The organism is Paenibacillus sp. FSL H8-0079 (assembly GCF_037991315.1).
GTDB lineage: Bacteria > Bacillota > Bacilli > Paenibacillales > Paenibacillaceae > Paenibacillus.
The window spans coordinates 1,858,148-1,878,568 of sequence record NZ_CP150300.1 but is presented as its reverse complement, the minus strand read 5'-3'; the positions used below and the strand labels follow the sequence as shown (position 1 = coordinate 1,878,568).

At 45.8% G+C, this 20,421-nt stretch carries 20 protein-coding genes; 2 read left to right on the top strand and 18 right to left on the bottom strand.

The genetic code is table 11. The features are described 5' to 3' along the window. Positions 1-23: 23 nt before the first annotated feature. Together MHI06_RS08555 and MHI06_RS08550 are read right to left on the bottom strand one after the other, a co-directional pair. The gene (locus MHI06_RS08555) at positions 24-2,951 is read right to left on the bottom strand and encodes an extracellular solute-binding protein (RefSeq protein WP_340401193.1); all 2,928 of its coding nucleotides are present in this window, start codon (positions 2,949-2,951) and stop codon (positions 24-26) included. A gap of 126 nt (positions 2,952-3,077) precedes the next feature. After that, on the bottom strand, positions 3,078-4,457 hold the full coding sequence (locus MHI06_RS08550) for an extracellular solute-binding protein (protein WP_340402082.1): 1,380 nt from the start codon (positions 4,455-4,457) through the stop codon (positions 3,078-3,080). A 688-nt stretch (positions 4,458-5,145) separates the two neighbouring features. Between MHI06_RS08550 and MHI06_RS08545 the strand changes: the two genes are divergently transcribed. Continuing rightward, positions 5,146-6,186, top strand: coding sequence for a LacI family DNA-binding transcriptional regulator (locus tag MHI06_RS08545; RefSeq protein ID WP_340401192.1), 1,041 nt, complete (start codon positions 5,146-5,148; stop codon positions 6,184-6,186). A gap of 115 nt (positions 6,187-6,301) precedes the next feature. Here the strand turns inward: MHI06_RS08545 and MHI06_RS08540 are convergent, their stop codons facing one another. The 4 genes from MHI06_RS08540 to MHI06_RS08525 all read right to left on the bottom strand — a co-directional run bounded on the left by MHI06_RS08540 (position 6,302) and on the right by MHI06_RS08525 (position 9,849). After that, positions 6,302-7,480 (bottom strand): DUF4272 domain-containing protein, encoded by a 1,179-nt coding sequence (locus MHI06_RS08540; RefSeq protein WP_340401191.1) that lies wholly within the window; start codon positions 7,478-7,480, stop codon positions 6,302-6,304. Positions 7,481-7,731: 251 nt separating this feature from the next. Beyond that, entirely contained in the window at positions 7,732-8,952 is a 1,221-nt protein-coding gene (locus MHI06_RS08535) for an RtcB family protein (protein WP_340401190.1), read from the bottom strand. Positions 8,953-9,042: 90 nt separating this feature from the next. After that, positions 9,043-9,483 carry a GNAT family N-acetyltransferase gene (locus tag MHI06_RS08530; protein WP_340401189.1) on the bottom strand — a complete coding sequence of 147 codons (441 nt, stop codon included), beginning with the start codon at positions 9,481-9,483 and terminating at the stop codon, positions 9,043-9,045. A gap of 48 nt (positions 9,484-9,531) precedes the next feature. Beyond that, a complete protein-coding gene (locus MHI06_RS08525) occupies positions 9,532-9,849 on the bottom strand; it encodes a GNAT family N-acetyltransferase (RefSeq protein WP_340401188.1) in 318 nt (105 codons plus the stop codon). A gap of 321 nt (positions 9,850-10,170) precedes the next feature. Between MHI06_RS08525 and MHI06_RS08520 the strand changes: the two genes are divergently transcribed. Next, positions 10,171-10,671, top strand: a complete 501-nt coding sequence (locus MHI06_RS08520; RefSeq protein WP_340401187.1) for an SRPBCC domain-containing protein — start codon at positions 10,171-10,173, stop codon at positions 10,669-10,671. Between the two features lie 88 nt (positions 10,672-10,759). On the opposite strand, the gene MHI06_RS08515 is transcribed toward MHI06_RS08520, so the two are convergent. From MHI06_RS08515 to MHI06_RS08460, 12 genes are all read right to left on the bottom strand, one after another. After that, positions 10,760-12,685 carry an ABC transporter permease gene (locus tag MHI06_RS08515; protein WP_340401186.1) on the bottom strand — a complete coding sequence of 642 codons (1,926 nt, stop codon included), beginning with the start codon at positions 12,683-12,685 and terminating at the stop codon, positions 10,760-10,762. Then, positions 12,682-13,437, bottom strand: coding sequence for an ABC transporter ATP-binding protein (locus tag MHI06_RS08510; protein ID WP_145146663.1), 756 nt, complete (start codon positions 13,435-13,437; stop codon positions 12,682-12,684). Before MHI06_RS08510 ends, MHI06_RS08515 begins: the two co-directional genes overlap by 4 nt. Before the next feature lie 116 nt (positions 13,438-13,553). Then, entirely contained in the window at positions 13,554-14,558 is a 1,005-nt protein-coding gene (locus MHI06_RS08505) for a sensor histidine kinase (RefSeq protein WP_340401185.1), read from the bottom strand. Next, positions 14,555-15,244: a response regulator transcription factor gene (locus MHI06_RS08500; RefSeq protein WP_340401184.1), complete on the bottom strand. Its 690-nt coding sequence runs from the start codon at positions 15,242-15,244 to the stop codon at positions 14,555-14,557. The genes MHI06_RS08505 and MHI06_RS08500 overlap by 4 nt, the downstream gene beginning before the upstream one ends. 212 nt (positions 15,245-15,456) lie before the next feature. After that, the gene (locus MHI06_RS08495; RefSeq protein WP_340401183.1) at positions 15,457-16,233 is read right to left on the bottom strand and encodes an SDR family NAD(P)-dependent oxidoreductase; all 777 of its coding nucleotides are present in this window, start codon (positions 16,231-16,233) and stop codon (positions 15,457-15,459) included. A 48-nt stretch (positions 16,234-16,281) separates the two neighbouring features. Beyond that, entirely contained in the window at positions 16,282-17,001 is a 720-nt protein-coding gene (locus MHI06_RS08490; RefSeq protein ID WP_340401182.1) for a class I SAM-dependent methyltransferase, read from the bottom strand. A 220-nt stretch (positions 17,002-17,221) separates the two neighbouring features. Beyond that, a complete protein-coding gene (locus MHI06_RS08485; protein WP_340401181.1) occupies positions 17,222-17,605 on the bottom strand; it encodes a VOC family protein in 384 nt (127 codons plus the stop codon). 125 nt (positions 17,606-17,730) lie between these two features. Further along, on the bottom strand, positions 17,731-18,255 hold the full coding sequence (locus MHI06_RS08480) for a GNAT family N-acetyltransferase (protein WP_169478926.1): 525 nt from the start codon (positions 18,253-18,255) through the stop codon (positions 17,731-17,733). Between the two features lie 34 nt (positions 18,256-18,289). Then, the gene (locus tag MHI06_RS08475) at positions 18,290-18,814 is read right to left on the bottom strand and encodes a YfiT family bacillithiol transferase (RefSeq protein ID WP_340401180.1); all 525 of its coding nucleotides are present in this window, start codon (positions 18,812-18,814) and stop codon (positions 18,290-18,292) included. 48 nt (positions 18,815-18,862) lie between these two features. Next, positions 18,863-19,408 carry a GNAT family N-acetyltransferase gene (locus MHI06_RS08470; protein WP_340401179.1) on the bottom strand — a complete coding sequence of 182 codons (546 nt, stop codon included), beginning with the start codon at positions 19,406-19,408 and terminating at the stop codon, positions 18,863-18,865. Continuing rightward, complete coding sequence (locus MHI06_RS08465; RefSeq protein ID WP_340401178.1) at positions 19,408-19,956, bottom strand: hypothetical protein; 549 nt, start codon at positions 19,954-19,956, stop codon at positions 19,408-19,410. The genes MHI06_RS08470 and MHI06_RS08465 overlap by 1 nt, the downstream gene beginning before the upstream one ends. Positions 19,957-19,977: 21 nt before the next feature. Beyond that, positions 19,978-20,418: a cupin domain-containing protein gene (locus MHI06_RS08460; RefSeq protein WP_340401177.1), complete on the bottom strand. Its 441-nt coding sequence runs from the start codon at positions 20,416-20,418 to the stop codon at positions 19,978-19,980. Between the last annotated feature and the right edge of the window lie 3 nt (positions 20,419-20,421).

Here is a 20,421-nt window from a genome sequence, read left to right as displayed (position 1 = left end):
GGCACGATTAACCCTCCCTCTGCTTACGGAAGACCAAATTCATTACGCTTGACGCGAATCTCGTCCTGAATATATTGGGTATAATCCATGATGGATTCCCTGGCTTCCACTTGGCCAACAACAGTTTTGTAAAATGCATTGAACAGATGGCGGCCTGTAAAATAACCACCAGGTACTTCGGGAATGCCCTTCACCGTTTCAAATTGCGCTTTGAGATTGGCGTAATCCTCCGCAGGCCACGGCAGGGAATCCAGTGCCTCGATGTTGGCCGTTGGATAACGGGCAGCCGCACCCATAAGCCCTTCCATCTCCCGTCCGAATTCAGCTTGAACCGGCGTACTGGTCCACCACTTCATGAACTCCCACGCAGCATCCTGATCCTTGGCACTCTCCAGCATCATGACCGCGCTGCCTCCACCCGGTACGTCCCGATTCAAGGTTCCATCCGCCTGAACGGTTCCCGGGACAGGAACGAATCCCCATAGTCCCCGAATCTCCGGTGCAAATACGGACAACTGGTTGTACATGGTGTAATCCGTTAGCCCAATGGGCATCTGCCCTGTCCGGAAACGGTTGGCAAAATCATATTCCCGCTCTAGCTTGTAATCGGTATAAAACTCCGTCCACTGCTTGAACGTCTCGATCCCGATCCGGGAATCCAAGTCCGACTCCTTGTCATCATTCCGATAGAAGGCGCCTCCGTTCTGAAGCAGCATCGTTGCATACTGCGAGTTCGGGGGGATATTAACACCCTGCATATTAGCTTGGGTCACAATCGGCATACCGAATTCCATGTGATTTTTGCTCAGAATCGCGAGTAGAGCTTCGACATCTTCCCAGTTCTGAGGCACTTCAAGACCGAGTTCTTCGAGCACGTCTTTACGATAAAACAGCATGTTAAAGGTCTGTGTTTCCGGCAAGGCATATACGCCTGAATCATAGGCATACGGCACGATCGCGCTTTCCCTGAACTCCTGTTCCACGGTGCTATAATCACTGAATTGCGTCAGATCTACAGCCGAGTTCCGCATCGCAAAGTTCACGGGCAGATCATTGCCGATCTGCATCGCTACATCCGGTCCTTCACCAGACAAAGTCGCTGGCAGCAAGGTTCCCATATTCACCAGCTTCAGATTGACATTGATACCACTGTCTGGTGTAAAGGTCTTGTCAATCATCGCTTTCATCGTATTCGCCTGGTCACGTCCACTACCAATCCAGACGGTTACCGTCCGCTGATCTTCCGATGTGGCTACATTGCCGATCTGGTTATAATCAATGAAGAACGAATGATAGAATATCTTCGCTTCATGACCGAGCTTTGCGAGTGGTCCCATGCCTGTGCCGGGAATATCGCGGTCGATCGAAGTGACGTACAGTGCGTCAATCTCAAGGGGCTGCTCTCGTGCCTGCTGCACCCATGTGCCGAGACCGCCTGTATTGGTTTTATAAGCCGCAAGCCGTCTTGGAATGGTATCTGGCTTGTCAATCATCTCGTCCAGTTGCAGTGCCATCGTCTTGATCAGCGCTTCCTGATCGCTGGACTGTCCTGACAGGAGACGAAGCTGTGCAGCCACGTCCTTGAGACGTTTACTTTCTCCGCTGAATACTTCCAGCAGGTTCGGGATCTGCTTTTCCACCCGGTAATCCCGGAATTCATCAGGCTTGGTGCCTGTAATCATTAGAATGCGTCGGTACATGGAGTTCAAGTTGTACAGACTGTCCTCCACATTGCGGATAAGGGGTGCAAAGTCACCGAGGCTGTTCTCCAGCCGTAGCACATGTTTTCCTTTGTCCAATTGAAACTTGTATGCTTCCTTGCCGCCCATGACGTCAATACGATAGTCACTTTGATAACGGAAAGGTGCTTTGGCCATCTCTGCAAACGGAACTTCACCGTCAATGGTCAGTTTGCGTGTAGAATAGATGCCTTTGACAAAATTCTGCTGTGCGGTAAAACTGATATGATAAAGTCCGCTCTCCGGCACATCCACTTCCCATTCAATCCATTGTCCTGGCAGACGCCAGTTAAAGCCACCAATCGTATTGATGCGTACCTGGGAAGCGCTGTAAGGAGATACAGCAGAACTTGACCTTTCGCTGGTCGGGTATAACGTAGGTGAAGATTTGGCAATCGCGGCTTCACCCTCGATGCGAATAAGTACATCCTTCGGCTGCCCGGAGGAATCCGACTGTTGTGCCCCCGTAGTCTCTGCGTAAGGGACCGCTGTCTTCTCATTGAAAAGACGTATGGACCGGATCACCATGGGTTCACGCGATGATTTTAGCGTTAGTGTGTGTTCCCCTTTTTCCAAATAAAACTTGAATGGAGCCTGTTCGTACCCGTCTGAGTCCTGAAACGTTTCTTCCATCCAGCGAGGTTGCTCGACTTGTCTCGGGCGAAGGTCATTGCCTTGGTTATCCTGTTCAACGACATCTTTCTCATTCGCCCATACCCGGTCAAACTGCAAATAGGCGGCTTCCGCAAAAGGAAGTTCACCATCAATGTACAATGCACGCTCAATGGCCGAACTCTTGCCTTCTACGGGAAAATAGATTGCGGACAGGTTATACAGGCCGGTCTCCGGCACATTAATCGTCCAATCGACTTGTCCGGTCTCTCCGGTATGGAGAGATACACCATCCATTCCCTCATAATTAGTCAGTTTGCGGACGTCTTCACCTTCGGCTTTTATGTAATCTCCTGCTTCAATGGTGATGTCCACATTCGGCTGTGTAGCCTGATCCGTTCCGGATCGATACTGTTCGTATCCCTTTTTCTGCCGGGTCTGCTGCAAGACTGCATCCACTTCAATGGCAGGCAGACTGCCAGGTGGAATGTTTGCACTCTTTCCATCAGCGCCGGAAGTTACATATAGAATGATGCAGGCTGCCGCCACGATGAATACTGTGGACAATATCCATGTCTTACGTTGTAGAATTCCAGCCATCCTACGAGTCCTCCTCATCAAGGCTGATGCCAGCAATGCCGATTTGGTGGTTCAGGAAAAGGGGCTCCGTGCAACATTGCCGACACGAGCCCCCCTGCCTGAATCGTTTGCTGGTGATAAGTGTTGTTATTGTTTGCCGAGTTTATCAATTGCAGCTTGTGCCTGTGCCTTGTATTTCTCGGCTGTTGCTGTCACGGAAGCATTGTTTTTGATGATATCGTTCACATAATCCCCGAAAGGGTATCCTGTGTAGGCATCATCCAGCAAGATGCGGCCGGTTCCAGCGATGTGCTCGCGAATGATCGCAATATCCTTCTCGTCGGTATAACGACTCTCCAGATAATCTTGACCTGGATACTCTTCAATCTGCGGGATGTCAAAGGTCTCTTCATAGATTTGGTAGACGATCTTCGGATCCTCCACACCTTTTGGTATGAACTTTGCCGCTGCCGCGTTATTGGCGTAGGTTACCTCTTTACTACCCTGTGGCCCGTTTGGAATCGGTACAACACCGACTGCAAAGGTGAGATCGCCTAACTGCCATTCGGCAGCGGTGAACAGGGCTACGTCTCCATCTTTAAATGTATTGCTTTCCTCCCAGTTGGTTTTGTCGCCGGTTTTGACCTTCACGACATTTTCCACGTTATACAGGCGTTTGACGAATTCGGCAGCTTCAATCGTTTTCGGATCGGATAATCCTTCTTTGCTATTTGCATCATCTACGATGGTGCCACCATTGGCTGCGGTAAAATGACGAACGACATCAAGGGCCCAGCCAGAAAATCCGTATACGTCAATTTTGCCATCATTATTGGTATCTTTGGTTGCCTGTTTGGCGAGTTCCATGAATTTATCCCAGTCCCATTCGCCTTGGTTATACAGTTCTTGCGGATCAGGCAATGATAGTTTTTTGAACAAGTCACGGTTATAGTGAAGTCCCAGACCGATGCTGGTCGGAGATTCGAAGGCGTATTCGTTGCCCCCAATGGCAGGAAATTTAGCAATCAGGTTCGCCTCTTGGTTGATGTTGTTCTCAGGTGTAGTGAATTCGGAGATGGGCAACAGTTGCCCTTTGAGGATAGCAGGTAGTGCGGATTTGTATTCCATCTGAACGATGTCGGCAAATGGTTCGCCAGCCAGTGCAGACGTAGTGAATTTGTTCATGTACTCTTCGAAAGGTACGTTGATGAACTCCAGTTTCACGTTGTATTTCTTCTCGACCTCTGCAATTTTATCGAGTCTGGCCTTATCGGAGGCCGTCTCTCCTGCAGGTTTCAGATCCCACCAGGCCGCAAGCTTGATGACACGTCCACCCAGATCTGGAACATCAACCACAGCTTCTTCCGCTGCGCCTTCTTTCTCTGTCTCAGCGACTTCGGTGCTGTTGCCTGAGTTCGTTGTTCCCTCTGCATCGGTCCCCGTCGGCGCTGTCCCCCCACCACTGCAAGCGGATACAAAAAGCATCACAGCCAATAACATCAGAGGTAGAACATTCCATCTTCTCATCATGATTTTAACAACCTCCCCGAATGTGTATACCAATCATGGTTCACCCTAAATCATTAACCCCGCTCATCAACCAATCGAAAATAAACGACCACCACCATTTGTTATTTTCTTGTTTGTTTTTGACAAACAAAATTTAACACAGCAAAATGTAAGCGTCAACATTTTTGTTGTTAACATTTTCTATTTATTCTGATAAAATGCTGATTAAGCTCTAATTTTCCTGTATCACAGCTTATTCACGAGTACGTATACTAAGTACACACTTATTGAAAGCAGTAAGATTTTCGTTATTTTGTTATTTTATAAAAATAACAAAATAATAATTTTCAAGACAAAATTCGTCATACTATCTGAAAATGTGCTTACCTTCATGTTCAATGTCTATCGTAAAATGCTGTGCATCACTAACATTTTGAATTCTCTGTCCGTTATTAGATTAAGAGAAATACATCATGCTATACTAGGGCGTGTCTTAAATCTCACTTAAGGGCATCTTTCACCGCCTTTTCGCCCCCTGCTGCGTCACTTTCTCTTGGCGTACCCCGGTACGCCTGCGAAAAAGTTCCTGGCCTGGAACGAAAATTCGGCAAAATCTGCTCCTTTCGGAGTTATAAGATACGCCCTAGAATCAGTTGGATATCGCTCCAAATAAGGAATACGGCAGAACTACGAGTGTAAGGATGGTATGATGAAGACGAAGGTAACAATTCAGGAAATTGCACATTTTACGGGTTTGTCGAAATTCGCGGTATCACGGGCTTTGTCTGGAAAATCGGGCGTTAGCGATCAGACGAGGGATGTCATTCTTAAGGCCGCCGGCAAACTTGGATATTTCAAAGATAACAGCATGTTGTCTGGTGAACTGTATAACAGCAATGAATCTCAGGACCCGAAGAACACCCGTTCAAGCGGTACGATCTTGATTTTATTTCCCAATGTTCGGTATCAAAATCAAGAGTCCGTATACTGGGGACCTGTATTTAACGGGATCTCGTCCAAGCTGAATCAGAAAGGCATTAATATTCTGACGCTAACCGAACCATCAGCAGATCAGTTGTTCACACTATTGAATCCGGATGCTATTCGAGGAATTATTACCGTTGGCTCTATCTCGACGCCGATTTTGCTCGAAATCAAACGTCTGGGCATTCCGGTTGTGATGGTGGATCATCTGGACCCTGTTTTCCACAGTGACAGCATATTCACCGATAACTTTGCATCCATGCGCGAGATCATGCTCTATTTGCTCCGCAAAGGCTTCAAGACCTTCCAGTTCGTAGGCAATATCAGTGATGCTCATAGTTTCTATGAACGCTGGATTGCTTATACTTCTGTGCTCATCGGTCACGGGATGGAAATAAACCAGATTCCCGAGCTGAGTAATCAGGCCTTGGATGAGTTCCGCCAGACGTTCACTTCGGTGATCCATAAGGATAACCTGCCTGAAGTTTTTGTATGTGCGAATGATTTCTATGGGCTATACACCATAGAAGCCCTTGAGAGTATGGGGATTCGTGTACCCGATCAGTGTGTTGTCACCGGGTTTGATAATCTATACGACAACATTCCATTACTGGCCACAGTCAATGTCAACAAGGAGTTGCTCGGTGCGCGTGCAGTGGATCAGATGTTATGGCGCATTGCGAACCCAGAGAGCAGCGTAGAGAAAAAGCTGATTCTTGCTGATGTCATTATTCGTGAACAGTTCGGCAGGCATAGTGGATAAAAGCACGCCAAATACCCCTTTAACCGTATTCGTGTGGCTATAGGGGTATTGGCATTTTTGTATGTTGTGTAATGTGTTCTTGTTTAATTACAATGGGCCGTCACATCATCCCGATCTACGTATCTGTGCGCACATCATCCCACGCCAGATCCAGATAACAGATCAGCCAGTTCAATGCACGGTGACGTTCATAAGCCACTCCACCATTCAGGCCAGCTGGAGGTGTTCTGTCATTCACCCGACTATCCACGCATACCCAGTTGTAGCGGTATATCAGATCTGCTTCATCCAGAATCTCGCTTTTGCTACGCAGAGATGCATCGGAGAGAAAGTCGGTAAAACTATCCTTCTGTTGCAAATAACCGACATCCTTCCCTACGTTACACAACTCCGTTGGTGCACCAAGTTCCTTCACATAACCAAGCGCCCATAACATTACGTGGTACGCTTCATATCCCCAAGAGAAGGAGATAATCTCCTGCTGCTCTGCTCCGTGCTGGTTGATAAACCTCTTCTCTACGGGTGAGAAAAAGGAGTCAGCCTCATACTTGTTGATCACTTCCTGAACCAGTGCTGCGGTATCATCCGCACTTTCGCCGGCTCCCAGACACTCACCTTTAAGCGCGGCAAGACATAGGGCAACCGCACGGCGCGCGACTTCCTCTTTACTCTGAATCGTGGCGTGCTCATCTCCGGCCCTTGCGGGCAAATTCGCATTATACGGAATGCCTTGTTCAGTCAACAGTTGCTCTGAACGTGCTTTACGTTGAATGCCAGACTCCGACTGGGGGCTGTCACCGTCAAGGAAACTGGTGTGCGCTGTCACCGTGTAATCTTCCACTTCGGATTCTCCATTCACATCCAGCAACAGCTGACCTTGTGCATTGAGCAGAGATCCACCTCCCCAGAAAATGACGGCATCCAGCTCATCAGCCAACCGCAATAACTCGCCATAGAATTCTTCCGAGATATCCTCTTCCGTCTCAATACCAACCACCATGTTCAGTGTAGAACATTTGATCAGTACCTTTTCCTGGAGCGTAGCATTGCGCCCTTCAATTTGACTCAAAAATCCAAGCATCCCCTGAATCATGGTCGTAAATTCCTCAGGATGTGTCTGGCTGGTCATGATATTAAAGCCCTTTGATTTCTTACTGAACCATTTCTTCTGAGTCACTTGAATGTGGGTCTTGTCCTCCTGCCGCTCAATGGCATCCTCTGGATAAATGGATTGAACCACTTCAAACAGCTGATCCAGGTCAAACTGAGAGCTATATATCGCACAATTTCTCATGAAGTTCACCCTCTCTCTATATATAGTTCAATTAATGAATATTTACACTGGCACTCCGATGGCAGAATAACTTTCCGATCGCTGTTATCCCCAGATTTTTTTATTCCTTTTTTTTGTAAAGGGGAAATCCGGTGATAGCGTATGCTTCCGAGGTAGCTTTCTTTTAGAAAGCTTTTAGGCGAACGCTCCGCTTCTTCAAGTTATTTCTGCCCTCTCCGTTATCGTGTAAATGTTCAGTTGAACATATATGACTAATCCTTATACGGATCGAATTCATTGCCTCCGGCCATGGCAACGCCTACCGGGCGCAGTACATGGTTTATTTTCAGCGTATTCGCATGTGCGTTCAGTACGTCTTGCAGCTTCTTGTACACAAACGGACTTTCGTCCGTGCCCGCTCCCCGCAGTTCCACGCCATAGGCGCGAATCGCCTCATGCATCTGTGCTTCGCTAATCTCACCGCCCATGCGTGTGCGCAGCTTGTAATTCATTTTGCCAGCCGCCTGGGTTCGGCTCATCGTACGCCCTGCTCCGTGCACAGTGCTGCGGAATGATTCGGTATTCTCCTCGCTATGGATACCCTCCACAATTACCGAGATATCGCCCATACTTCCTCCAACAAAACCGAGTTGCCCAGGTGCCAGCGGCGTTGCGCCTTTGCGCACCACAACTACCTCTTCACCCATGTGTTGTTCTTTCCAGGCAAAATTATGATGGTTATGTACGGCATATTCGGCACTTGCCCCGAGAATTCCGAGCACCTGTTCAATGACATAATCACGTCCTGCATAGGCGTATCTGCCCGCCAAAGTCATTCCATCCCAATACATATCACCCATTTCGCTGTTCAGGTCAAACAACGTAGGCGGTTGATCCATCGATTCGCCAGGAGCCTTGCCACTGAACTGACGTCCAGCAGCAAGGTTAAGGAATCCACTCGCCACTTTGTGACCGAACCCGCGGCTGCCAAAATGATTCGCAATCCATACCTTTCCCGTCGCCTCTTCTACAAAAATATCCACGAAATGATTGCCACTGCCTACGGTTCCGAGTTGGTTGCGTGCAAGTGTCTTCAGCTTATGCTGTAATCCCGGTTCGATGGCATCAAACATCTTCCAGCTCGCATCGTCGAACAAGTCATGATCCACAGGTGTTGGATTGTTGCGGCCCACGCCGAAAGATATAGTCGAATTGATGTCATCCATGATCGTTTTAATCTGATCCCGCATATCGTCCCACATCAGATTCGTGCGCACTGCCTTGTTGCCACAGGCAATATCATATCCGACACCTGACGGACTGATCATATTCCGATAAGCGACAACACCACCGATGGGCTGTGAGTAGCCTTTGTGATGGTCGGCCATCAGAGCCACACCCAGTACATCTCCATATTGCGAGCAAGTCACCGCCTGACTTACGGCGTTCTCCAGTGGCTCCCCCCAGACTTTAATGTTATCTACGATACGCATGATTGTGTTAACCTCCTATGTATTTTTTGAAAATTCATCTTGTATTTCTATCTGTTGCTCTCATTAGTTTAACAAGATCAGCTCAGTTAATTAGAAATGCTTCCGGTAACCCTGAACCTTCTCATCCTTGAAGCCTAGTTTCTCATAGAATATATGCGCTTCCTTGCGCTGATCGCCAGACACCAGAATCATGTAACCACAACCAAGATCTTTCGCAATCCGCTCAATCTGAAGCATTAATTTCTGCCCAATCCCCTGTCTGCGTACCTGATCTGACACAATCACATTCTCCACAACCATGAACGGTTTACATGGGCCCACCAGATCCATACACTCTATCCCCATAACGGACCCGACCAGTTTGCCATTGTAAAATGCCCCAAGCACATGATAATGACCATTCTGCTGTATGTAATGAAACATCTTTTTCATCTGCTGCTCATTTGTAGGCATTCCCATCAACTCATCATACAGTTTGCTTAAACCCGGCAGATCCTGTAGTTCAATAGCTTTGATCGTAACCATACTCATACTATGTCCCCCTGACGTTCTCTCTTATTTGGTATTCTATATTCTATCTTAATTGAGGTCCTTCTTAAAATAATAATGGCAATGCCCTGTTGGAGCATTCTCGATAGTTGTGATCAATTGGTATCCGTGCTTCTTGTAGAATTCCGGTGCTTGGTATGAGAATGTATTCAACATCATAAAATCACAGGATTTCTCGCGCGCAATGCGCTCCACCTCAAGCAGCAATTGGGAACCGTATCCCCGATGCCGCTGATCGGAGTCCACCCAAAGAATATCAAGTTCCAGCCAGTTCCAGCAAAGTGTACTGAGCACTCCTGCGACAATTTCACCAGCCTCATTTTTGATATTTAAAATTAAATTCCTCATACCGATTCTTCAGCTCATCGCTCACATGGGCCGCATTATATGCGACTAATTGCTGACGAACATACGCCGAATCTTCTGAAGTACTTTGATTAATGTTTAACTGAGACATCTTCTTTTCTACTCCCCTCATTTCACCGTTATACATGAATCAGAATCATAGACTCTATCATCATTTCGACTTGATTCCATAATCATCCTTTTTTATGATGCTATATTCATTTTCCAAATATCCTGTTAAACAAATTGACTAATTCCATTATAATTATCTGTAAGATTGAGCAAGGTTAATGAAGAGTGATGAATCAGCAAAGGATGATGATCATGAACAACATATCGACAACCTTATTAACGATGAAACGTTCTTTTAATGTACCTACGAATCAGGTCTTGGACGCTTGGCTGAATCCTAAACTCATGAAGAAGTGGCTGTTCACGAGCGAAACGACAAATAAAGTTGTACAGAATGAACCCAAAGTCGGCGGTACTTGGGAAATCGTAGACCATCGTGAGGGGAAAGATTACAGAGCTATTGGAGAATACCTGGAGATTGATCTACCGAACCGATTGGTGCTTACATTTGAAATGCCACAATTCAGTGATACTGTAGATACGATTACTGTTGAGGTGACACCTCATGGAGAGAGTTCCGAGATGACATTTACACAACATATTATCGTTCCCCATGAAGAAGGCTGGACTAGGGACGATATTGAAAAAGCAATCCGTGAATACAACAGCGGTTCTGAGCAGGGATGGCATATGATGTTCAAAGGTTTAAAACAACTACTCGAAACGGGTGAAATCAACTACCCATCCCAATAGAAAGCAAGAAAAAAGGGCAGTCTGTACACAATACAGCTCCCCTTTACTCAATCTATTTTGCTATATCAGCATACTCCTGATGCCAATTCTACAAAGCTTCCTTAATTACCCGTTTATAGTACCACACAGACAACAGACCAAAAATCGAATATAACAATGTATAGACTATCATGACAATGACCGTGGGTGTCGCCAGCTCCGTACCGAAGAAGAACCAACCTGATTTAACGGCAAAATAACTATGACTCAGTCCCACCACAAGCGGAATACCGAAGTTGAACAACTGCTTGATCTGAATTCCTCTCAACAGATTGCTTTGCGTGAATCCAAGTTTACGAAGAATGGTATAATTGCCCTTCTCCTCTTCACTCTCATTCATTTGTTTAAAGTACAGGATACATCCCGATGTAATCAAGAATGTTAGACCAAGGAAACCAACAATGAACATAATTAAGCCCATATTGTTACGTTGGTTATTTTTGAACTCAATCTGGGAGAAGCTCGGTGCTTCCAACTGCAGCTCCTTATATACGGCATATGCCTCTTCAGCATGCCCCTCGTTCAGAATACGCACACCATAGTAGTCAGTCCGCTCGGGTTTCTGAAGCTCGGAATCGAGATCCTGTCGCAGCTGCTGATATACCGTTTCATGCACTACCGCAACCGGCGTACCCCCAGTATAGTACGAAGGAAGTACTCCCTGTTTGGTGGTTCCGATCAGGTGCTGGTCCAGCGTTCGCTTCAATCCATGCAAGACGATTGGACCTTTCTCTTGAATGGTAATCAACTGCTGAATGGCATTTCCATATCCCATGAAAACCACTTCACCTGGTTGCAGATCCATGTTATCTACCATCTTGTCACTCAACACACTACTGAACAGGTATTGTTCCGTCACGGACTCATCCATCACTTCATGAGCATCAATTTCAATATAAATAGGCTCTCTGTGCTTCTCTTCATATGGTATCTGTTTGTGTTCCAACTCCGCTACGAATCGATTTTTCACCTCAACCTGAGCAAATGAAAAATCCTCCGGCAAGCTTTCCTTCGCCTGAGCCTCTGCCGAATAATACGAAATGTAACTGAGTGACAGCATGCCAATAGCAAGCGCCGACACGGTTGTAATAATTGTAAGCAGCAATGCGTTGGACTTCATGCGGAACATGATTGAAGATAAAGACAACACCTCATGAATGGTAAGGTATCCGTTTTTACTTTTGCGAATCAGATTAAAAATAAAACTTACCGAACCCTTATAGAACAGGTATGTCCCCAGTATGACCGAGAAGAGAATCAGGATCATCGTATACATCAACTGCTGCATATCCATTGCCTCACCGCTGAACAGCCGTGCAGACATGAAGTATCCATACACAATCAGAGCAATACCCAAGACGCCAACAATCATCTGTCCAAACGACATCTTTTGCACCTGCTGCTCCGAAGTGGCCGACACCCGAAAGAGCGAGAGAATGCTCTGTCTCTTGATAAAAGTGTAGTTCATCAGCATGATGAGCAAATACATTATCGTAAAGACAATCACCGTTTGCATCAGTGCCATCGGAGAGAAGTACAGTTTCGTAATCGCATCTACACCGAGAATTTTGAACAATATCATCAATACCAGCTTGGACGCAAGAAACCCAATTAACACACCAATAGCCATGGAGCCAAAATAAAGGATACTGTTCTCCGCACTCAAAATGCCAAAAATTCTGCCCTTCGTCAGTCCAATCAATTGAAATAACCCAATTTCTTTGCTGCGCCGCTTGATAAAGATCGTATTGGCATAGAGCAAAAAGATGCCGACAATGACGATTAAAAGTACCGAAGATGTGCCTATGGCGGCCGCACCTTTCGTTGAAGCAGCCACCTCATCCATGGAAGGATCATACTGTAACGTCACAAAGGAAAAATATAAGGCCACACTGAACACAAGCGCAAATACATAGAGATAATAATTCTTCAGATTTTTCCTGAGATTGCGGAAGATAATATAACTCAAGCTCATTGCTGCACACCACCCAACACGCCCTGGGTTTTGATAATATCGTTGAAGAACGATTGCCGTGACTCGTCTCCTTTATTCAACTGGGTGTAGATCTGACCGTCTCGAATAAAGATCACTCTGCTGCAATAACTTGCGGCAACCGGATCATGGGTAACCATAATAATAGTCGCCTTTCGTGCGCTGTTCATATCACTTAACTTGCCGAGCAGATCCGAAGCCGACTTGGAATCCAGCGCTCCTGTCGGCTCATCCGCAAAAATGATACTTGGCTCATGGACAAATGCTCGTGCTGCCGAAGTCCGCTGCTTCTGACCCCCTGAAATCTCAGATGGATACTTGTCTTTCAATTCGTAGATTCCCAGTTCACCGGCAATCTGTTCAAACTTCCGGTGTGCCTCCTGCTTCGGAATATTCGTGATCGAGAGCGGCAATAATACATTTTCCTTCACCGTAAGGGTATCCAGAAGATTATATTCCTGAAAAATAAAGCCCAAATGATGTTTGCGGAACTCAGCCAGCTGTTTCTCCTTCATTCCGGTGAATTCCTTGCCCTCAATATCAATCGTGCCCTGGCTCACCCGATCAATGGAGGAAAGTACATTAAGTAGCGTCGTTTTACCCGAACCCGAAGGGCCCATAATACCAACAAACTCTCCCTTGCTTACCCCTAGATCAATCCCCTTCAGCACTTCCTGTTTATTCAGTTTATTACCATAGACTTTATGAATTTTTTTGGCTTCCAGTATCCACATATCCCACTCACTCCTCATAGATCTTCTCCAAATTGCTCATGTCTATATCATAGGCGGAATGTGCAGTGTTATCGTGTGATTCACCGAACAAAACCAAAAAGCATGTGACATTGTTGTCACACGCCTGCAAGATCAACCATGTCGTTTTTTCGCGGAAAAGTAAGTGTGACGGTTGTGCCCTCGCCATGAGAAGACTCTACATGAATGTTCATATGAAGCGTCTGGACCACTTGACGAACCAGATACAGCCCCATCCCGGTTGCCGCTCCATCCATTCTGCCTCGGGTAGACGTAAAACCTTTATCAAATATACGCGGCAGATCTTGAGTCTCAATCCCTCGCCCGTGATCCTGAATCATGAGTATGATGTGTCCATCCTGTTCCCAACTTTCAATGAGGATGTCCGATGAATCGCTATATTTCACCGCATTGCTCAACAACTGCCGGAGGATGAAGCCTAACCATTTGCTGTCTGTGAGCACGCGCGATACCATTAAAGACACATCAAAGCCAATGCCTTTGGAAATGCACCACGATTTCAACGCTCGTATCTCGCTATTCAATACCGGTTCAAGTTCCGTCTCTTCGATGAACAGATCATTATACATAAACGGAATACGCTTTTGATGAAGCTGCTGATCCAGCAACTGATGAATTCGTAACCATTCAAATGTCATTTGGCTCTGTAACTTTTCATCTGGCAAGCGCTCGATCATCAGTTGCAACGCAGTCAGTGGGGTCTTCACCTCATGAATCCAGGACAACATCTCGTCCTTCTCCTGTTCCAGAGCGATAAAATGATGTGACGACTCCTTACGATACCGCTCCGTCTGGGAGGTAATAGCCTCGTGTACGATGAGTTCATAGGGACTCTCGGCGATGTCAAGCTCCCCAAGATCATAGGTATGATCCCAGGTGTTCAACTTTTTATAAAAGCGGGTTTCTTTCAGGTATCTCGCCCAGATAAAAACAAGACATACCACCACATTCAGTCCTACGATATACATGACAGATTGGAATGGAATGGACGAGTCCAGATAGGCCACCAATAAAATAATAAGTTGCATGCTTACCAGTAGCCATAACCAACTAGCCCTTTCTCGTATGTACTTTCCGATCATGCTTCTGCCTCTTCCGTTGCCATGTAGCCCTGACCTACTTTGGTTTCAATGTAACGCTCCAAGCCGATGGGTTCAAGTTTCTTCCGTAACCGATTAACGTTAACCGTCAGCGTGTTGTCACTTACGAAATGCTCATGATCCCACAAGCTGCGGATGAGATCTTCACGGGTAACAATCTGATTTTTGTGCTCGACCAGCACTTTAAGAATGAACATCTCATTTTTGGTCAACAGGACAGATTCACCCCCGCAGGTCAGTGTATTTTTCACATATTCAATAGCAGCACCACGCCAGGTTCGAAGTTCAATATGCTCTGTATTATAGTTATACACCCTCCGCAAAGTCGCTTGGATCTTGGCAATCAATACATCGAAGTGAAAAGGCTTCTGGATAAAATCGTCTGCACCCAAATGCATGGACATGACCATATCCGCAGGATGATCCCGTGAGGATAAAAAGATAATCGGCACATTAGAGTGCGAACGAATGATCCGGCACCAATGGAACCCGTCATATTGAGGTAACTGAATATCAATAATGACCAGTTGCGGCTGAATTACACTATACTCCTGCAATACCTTTCCAAAATCCTGCACACCATACACGTCATACGACCACTGGGACAAACGTTCCTTGATTTCACTGAATAACGTTTCGTCGTCTTCAATGAGCATAATTTTAAACAAGAGATTCACCACGTTTCTGATCTTCTAAGGTTGAGGTTGAGGTTGAGGTTGAGGTTGAATAAGATAATTAGACTCCGTTGTTGCAGGATCACCTTTACCGTTACGAATCATTCTTCCGATCGCTGATTCCAGTGTACAGGGAAGTTAGGCTTATATCAAAAGGTATCCATACTTCGTAAGAAAACGAGCTGAAAGAAGTATCGTATATCATATTAGCTCTCAACAGTGTGTATAACATGGCTTGCATCACTGTTTTCGTCCATCCGCTCGATCAACTGCATCGCTACGTCTCGTGGCGATCTTAATTGTCCTGATTCATATACTTGATTGAACATACCTGCAAGGGCGAACTCCTCTGCACTTTTGCCTCGTGCAACAGCCTGCAATTCCGTATCCACCATCCCCGGATCAAAAGCAATAATCTCAACAGGGTTCTGTTGACCCGTTTGTTCCAAAGATAAGCATTGGGTGAACATGTTCATGCCTGCCTTCGATGTACAGTACACTGCCATTGAAGGCGCGGGATAACTTCCCGAACCCGATGAGAGATTAACAATTTTACGTCTGGCGGACAGGTGATTTGTTTGTTGAATAAAAGATGAACTCAATATCATCGGCGCTGCGAGACTGATGTTAAGACTCTGACTTATCTCAACCGCACTGCACTGATCGATAGGTCTTAGAGGCTCCAGCATCGCTGCATTATTAATGAGTCCAATGAATTCAGCTTCCTGAGAAGGTATTTGGTCCAATATGCGTGTAATCAAATCATCGATCCCATTCAGGTCGGCAAGATCATACTGAACATGGCGGTAACGCCCGCTCCATTCCTCGCCTGATTCCAACAGATCCGAACTCCCACGTGAAATACCATAAACGTAGTCTCCCTTAGCCAATAATAACTGCGCAAGTTGTAAACCAATTCCTTTCGATGTGCCTGTAATGATAAAGTGTCTTCTTCCTGTTCCTGTTCCTGTTCCTGTTCCCATTCCGATACCACGCCTCCTCTATTTTCATTGCATGTAATTCTCCTATTCTTACGAGTTTTTCTTTCTCCACAACGTGGCCCATAGAAAAGGAACACCAAAACACGGTTCATGCTGCTCCATCGCCTTCATCGCACGGAACTCGACACATTCGAAGCCATCTTCCAGCATGTAGCGAAGCTTCTCCTCCGTGAATGCAAGACCACCTCGCATCGACTTCTCTTGATACACCTGCCAGTCATTCATAACGGTTTCCGGCCCACCAATATCGCCAAAACCCGGAGCAAAACAAGTCATTCCAAAACATCCTCCTGGACGGAGTGCATTATGGATCATATCTATGTAGGGAATGCGCTGATGTGGTAGCAGATGGTGCAGACAACCCGAGTCGTAGACAAGATCATATTCTTGCTCTGGTGCCAGTTCGAACACAGATCGACATTCAAAATGCACGTCCAGTTGCTCTTCTGCCGCTCTCTCGTTAGCCCAGGCAATAGCTGTCTCCGAAAGATCATAAGCATCAACCTGATATCCTTGGCGGGTTAAATACAATGCATTTCTGCCCGGGCCACAACCCAGTTCCAGTGCCTTGCCGCCGCTCAGCACACCTGTGTTCACAAGCGCTACCAGATTTTCATCCGGTTTGTTTGGGAAAAAGGGAATAGGTCTGTTCCGATCCTCATAGAAAGGTTCCCAAAACTGCTTGGCAGATCTGAAATCCGCATCGAGCATATCATATAGATCCTGCACATGTTTGATCGTCTTTTCCATAACCACATTCCTCCTTCGATTCTCCGTTCCAATCCTGATTCTTCGCTATCAATTTCTCGTTATTTTCATTTAATCAGCCACACTATATTATAACATTTTTACCCAGTAATTCTCTATTTTTCTTGTATTTTATATTCGAAAACAAAAGCTTTCTCCCAACAAAAAAACGACCGACATGGGATGTCGATCGCTTGAATTAGGAGCTGTTTTCAGTTGCACTTTACTTCGCCCGTTCCAAGACTGCAAAGTAATTCCCTTCGTTATCGGCAAAGTTGAAGACACGCCCCGTTGGCATCTCGACAATCTCTCCGACCGTTACATGTTTACTAGCCAAGTCGGCATATAATTGATCCAGATTTTCGGTGAAGAACATTAACGAAGGTGTGCCCAGATTTACACCCGCCGACATCCGCTCCATAAACTCCTTGTCATGAAGAATAATGCTCGTCTGCGAATTTGGGGTGGGCGCAATCTCAATCCATCTCATACCCTCGTCAAGGTTTACTTCATCCACAATATGGAACCCCGCAATTTCCGTCCAAAATGCCAATGATTCATCCTGATTGTTGACATACAACATAATCTGGCCGACTTTGCTAAACATGCATCATTCACTCCTCTAATCATCTAATCTCTCAACATCCTGCTTATCATTCCTCAAATTCCAATAGAGTATAACATGCAGGACAGCTTTTTTACATCTGTCTACTTGACAGGGGTATGACCATATTACACTTCTTGCGCAGCTTTTAACTTCTTCGTAAGATACAGTACAACATCGTCGTCCATAATTGTTTCTTCACCCGGCTGAATGTAATGATCGTGCTTGTGTACACCCTGACCGTCTGGTATGTATCCGCGATGGGCATATAGAATTTGCGCTTTGCCATAATCAGAAAACACGCCTACACCAATGCCTGCTACATCCGTTCGTTCCAGAATAACTTCCTCTGCTCGGTCCATAAGCCGCGAACCAATACCTTGGCGCTGGTACTTCATCAGCACATTAAAATCGTTAATTTCGGGAATGCCTTGTTCCCTGAAAGATGGGTAGCTGGAATACCACAATACATTCACGTATCCGGCAAATTCTCCATTCAACTCGGCTACCAAGGTTACGCGTTCCCCATTCTGTTGTTCAGCCAGGTAATAAAAATACTGCTCGGCAGATTTATGCCATCCCTGCGCTTGAAAAGCCTGCGAGATTACAAGTGGATCATTCTCATTTAAGAGCCGTATATGTATATCCGTCATGATGCACTCCTTTCATAACAGGTCTATTGCTTCTTTAAATTCCCAGTCTGTCCCGAAGCGATGTGATATGAGCAACATGGTGTTTGCCATGCCAAGCATACATGCCCAGATTATAATCCAGTCTCGTCGTTTCTTGCGATGAGGGATGATAGAATTGTTTGGCATAATCTGCATCTGTCAACGCGTTTAACAGAAACACCCAGCGACGATGGAGCGCATCCAGAATTTGCAGCGAGAATTCGATATCCAGGTCCCTTGAATCACTCAATTCAGCCCAGCGCTCTTCATAATAAGGCCGAATCGTAGGGGTGTCCTCTGTCAGTGCCAGCTTGAAACGAATCATGCTGTTCATGTGGCTATCTGCCATGTGGTGAATCACCTGTTTGAGCATCCATCCACCTTCTCGGTACGGCAGACTTAATTGCTCTTCACTCAGTCCCTTTACCGCTTCGCGCGCACGTTCAGGCAGCTCAGCAATATCCTGAATCCACTGCTCTCTCTGTGCAGGCGTAACCTCACCCGTGTGTACAAATGGTCCTATTGGAAATCTCTCATCCATCCATTATTCCTCCTTATTTGTATGATTGAAAATAACTTTAAACAGCATCTACAGGGAATATTCCATGAGCCAACAGTCTCTCATCTGTCCTTCATGCTGCTCATGTTTCTCTAACAGCTTCATCCTTTGAAAACCACATTTCTCATAACAAGATATGGCTCGCAAATTCCAGGCTTGAGGGTCCATGACTACTTTTCGAGCATGCTTTTCGTTAATCAGAAAATTAAGCATGGACTGCACCAACTGTGTACCTATCCCTTTATTCCAGTAATCTACCTCTCCAATAAACTGATCCGTTCCATAGATGATCTCATCCGTATCCGTGTTTCCATAACCATACGCCGTTCGCTCTTCTTCCTCAAGCTTATAGAACTGAATGTATCCAATAGGGCCTCCTCTATACTCCACGATACAACGAGTAGCATCATCCTCCAGATTGTAAAAATGTTCTCTTACCCGTTCCAGATCATGCGGCCGATCACGCCCTTCATAGTATTGAAGAACTTCCGGGTCTGACAGCCACTTCACCAGGTGGTGTTCATCTTCAATCTTCAAGAAACGTACGGTAATTTCATCCGATTCATATACGTTCATTATTCTGCATACCCCTTAATGATCTCCAGATTCTCACCCGTAACCCAACTCAGATCCTTCCCTAACAACTGCTCGTTGTGAACATAATACACCATGGGATTCTCAAGCGGCTGAGTCGTTCCATCCAAAGATCTAAGCGTTAACCGCAATTTGTAGCTCCCTATCTCATCAGGTATAGCAAATCCCATCATATTATCAGCTGATTTCATGGTTTTCCCCTGCGCCTTCAGATACTTTTCCAGAATGACTTGATCAACATAGGAGCTGCCAACAGACGAAGGCATGTACCACGCATCATCTTGTTCTTCAGTGAATGTGACCCCCTCCCATCCAGGGACAACGGGATACACCATATGTTGATCCTTGTCTTCTCTTTTTCGCGTTATCTCTAACTCTACCTCAACTACATCCGTATCAATCTGCCTGATTGTACCTGCCATCACAACATCCTGGGCACTCACACTTGGAATAACATAGCTGTATATGAGCAGAGTCACCAAGAGGATTATCGTTATTCCCGTAATCCAAAATATTGTACTTTTACGCATCTGTCTGATCCTCCCGTCTGGTTAATCATACTTCTGGAGTAGCTCCTTCTCTGTTAAAGATTGAGTTAACCTATCCAACTCAGGGGATGCCGTCCAATCACTGGAGGTATTGAGTCCATGTTTGATGGTATGGATCGCGCTATGTGCAGACATATATATATTATGGTGGACTCCCGGCTGGACAACGATATGCTCGCCTTCACGCATCACTTGAATGGAAATCATCTGGTCATCTCCATAACTGGCATATGCAATCCATCCGGTTTGTACCACATAAAACTCCGTTATATTGACGTGTACATGGCTGTTTTGCCAAGCTCCCTGGGATAAAGCAACGGTTCTACAATAATAACTACCGTCTTCTGCTATCATTTTATATTTCTGTTCCCCGTTCGCCATCTGCTCGAAGCTGGTTTTCACACCCGTCTCACCATAGTTCTGTTCTGAAAATTCTGTGTTCACTCA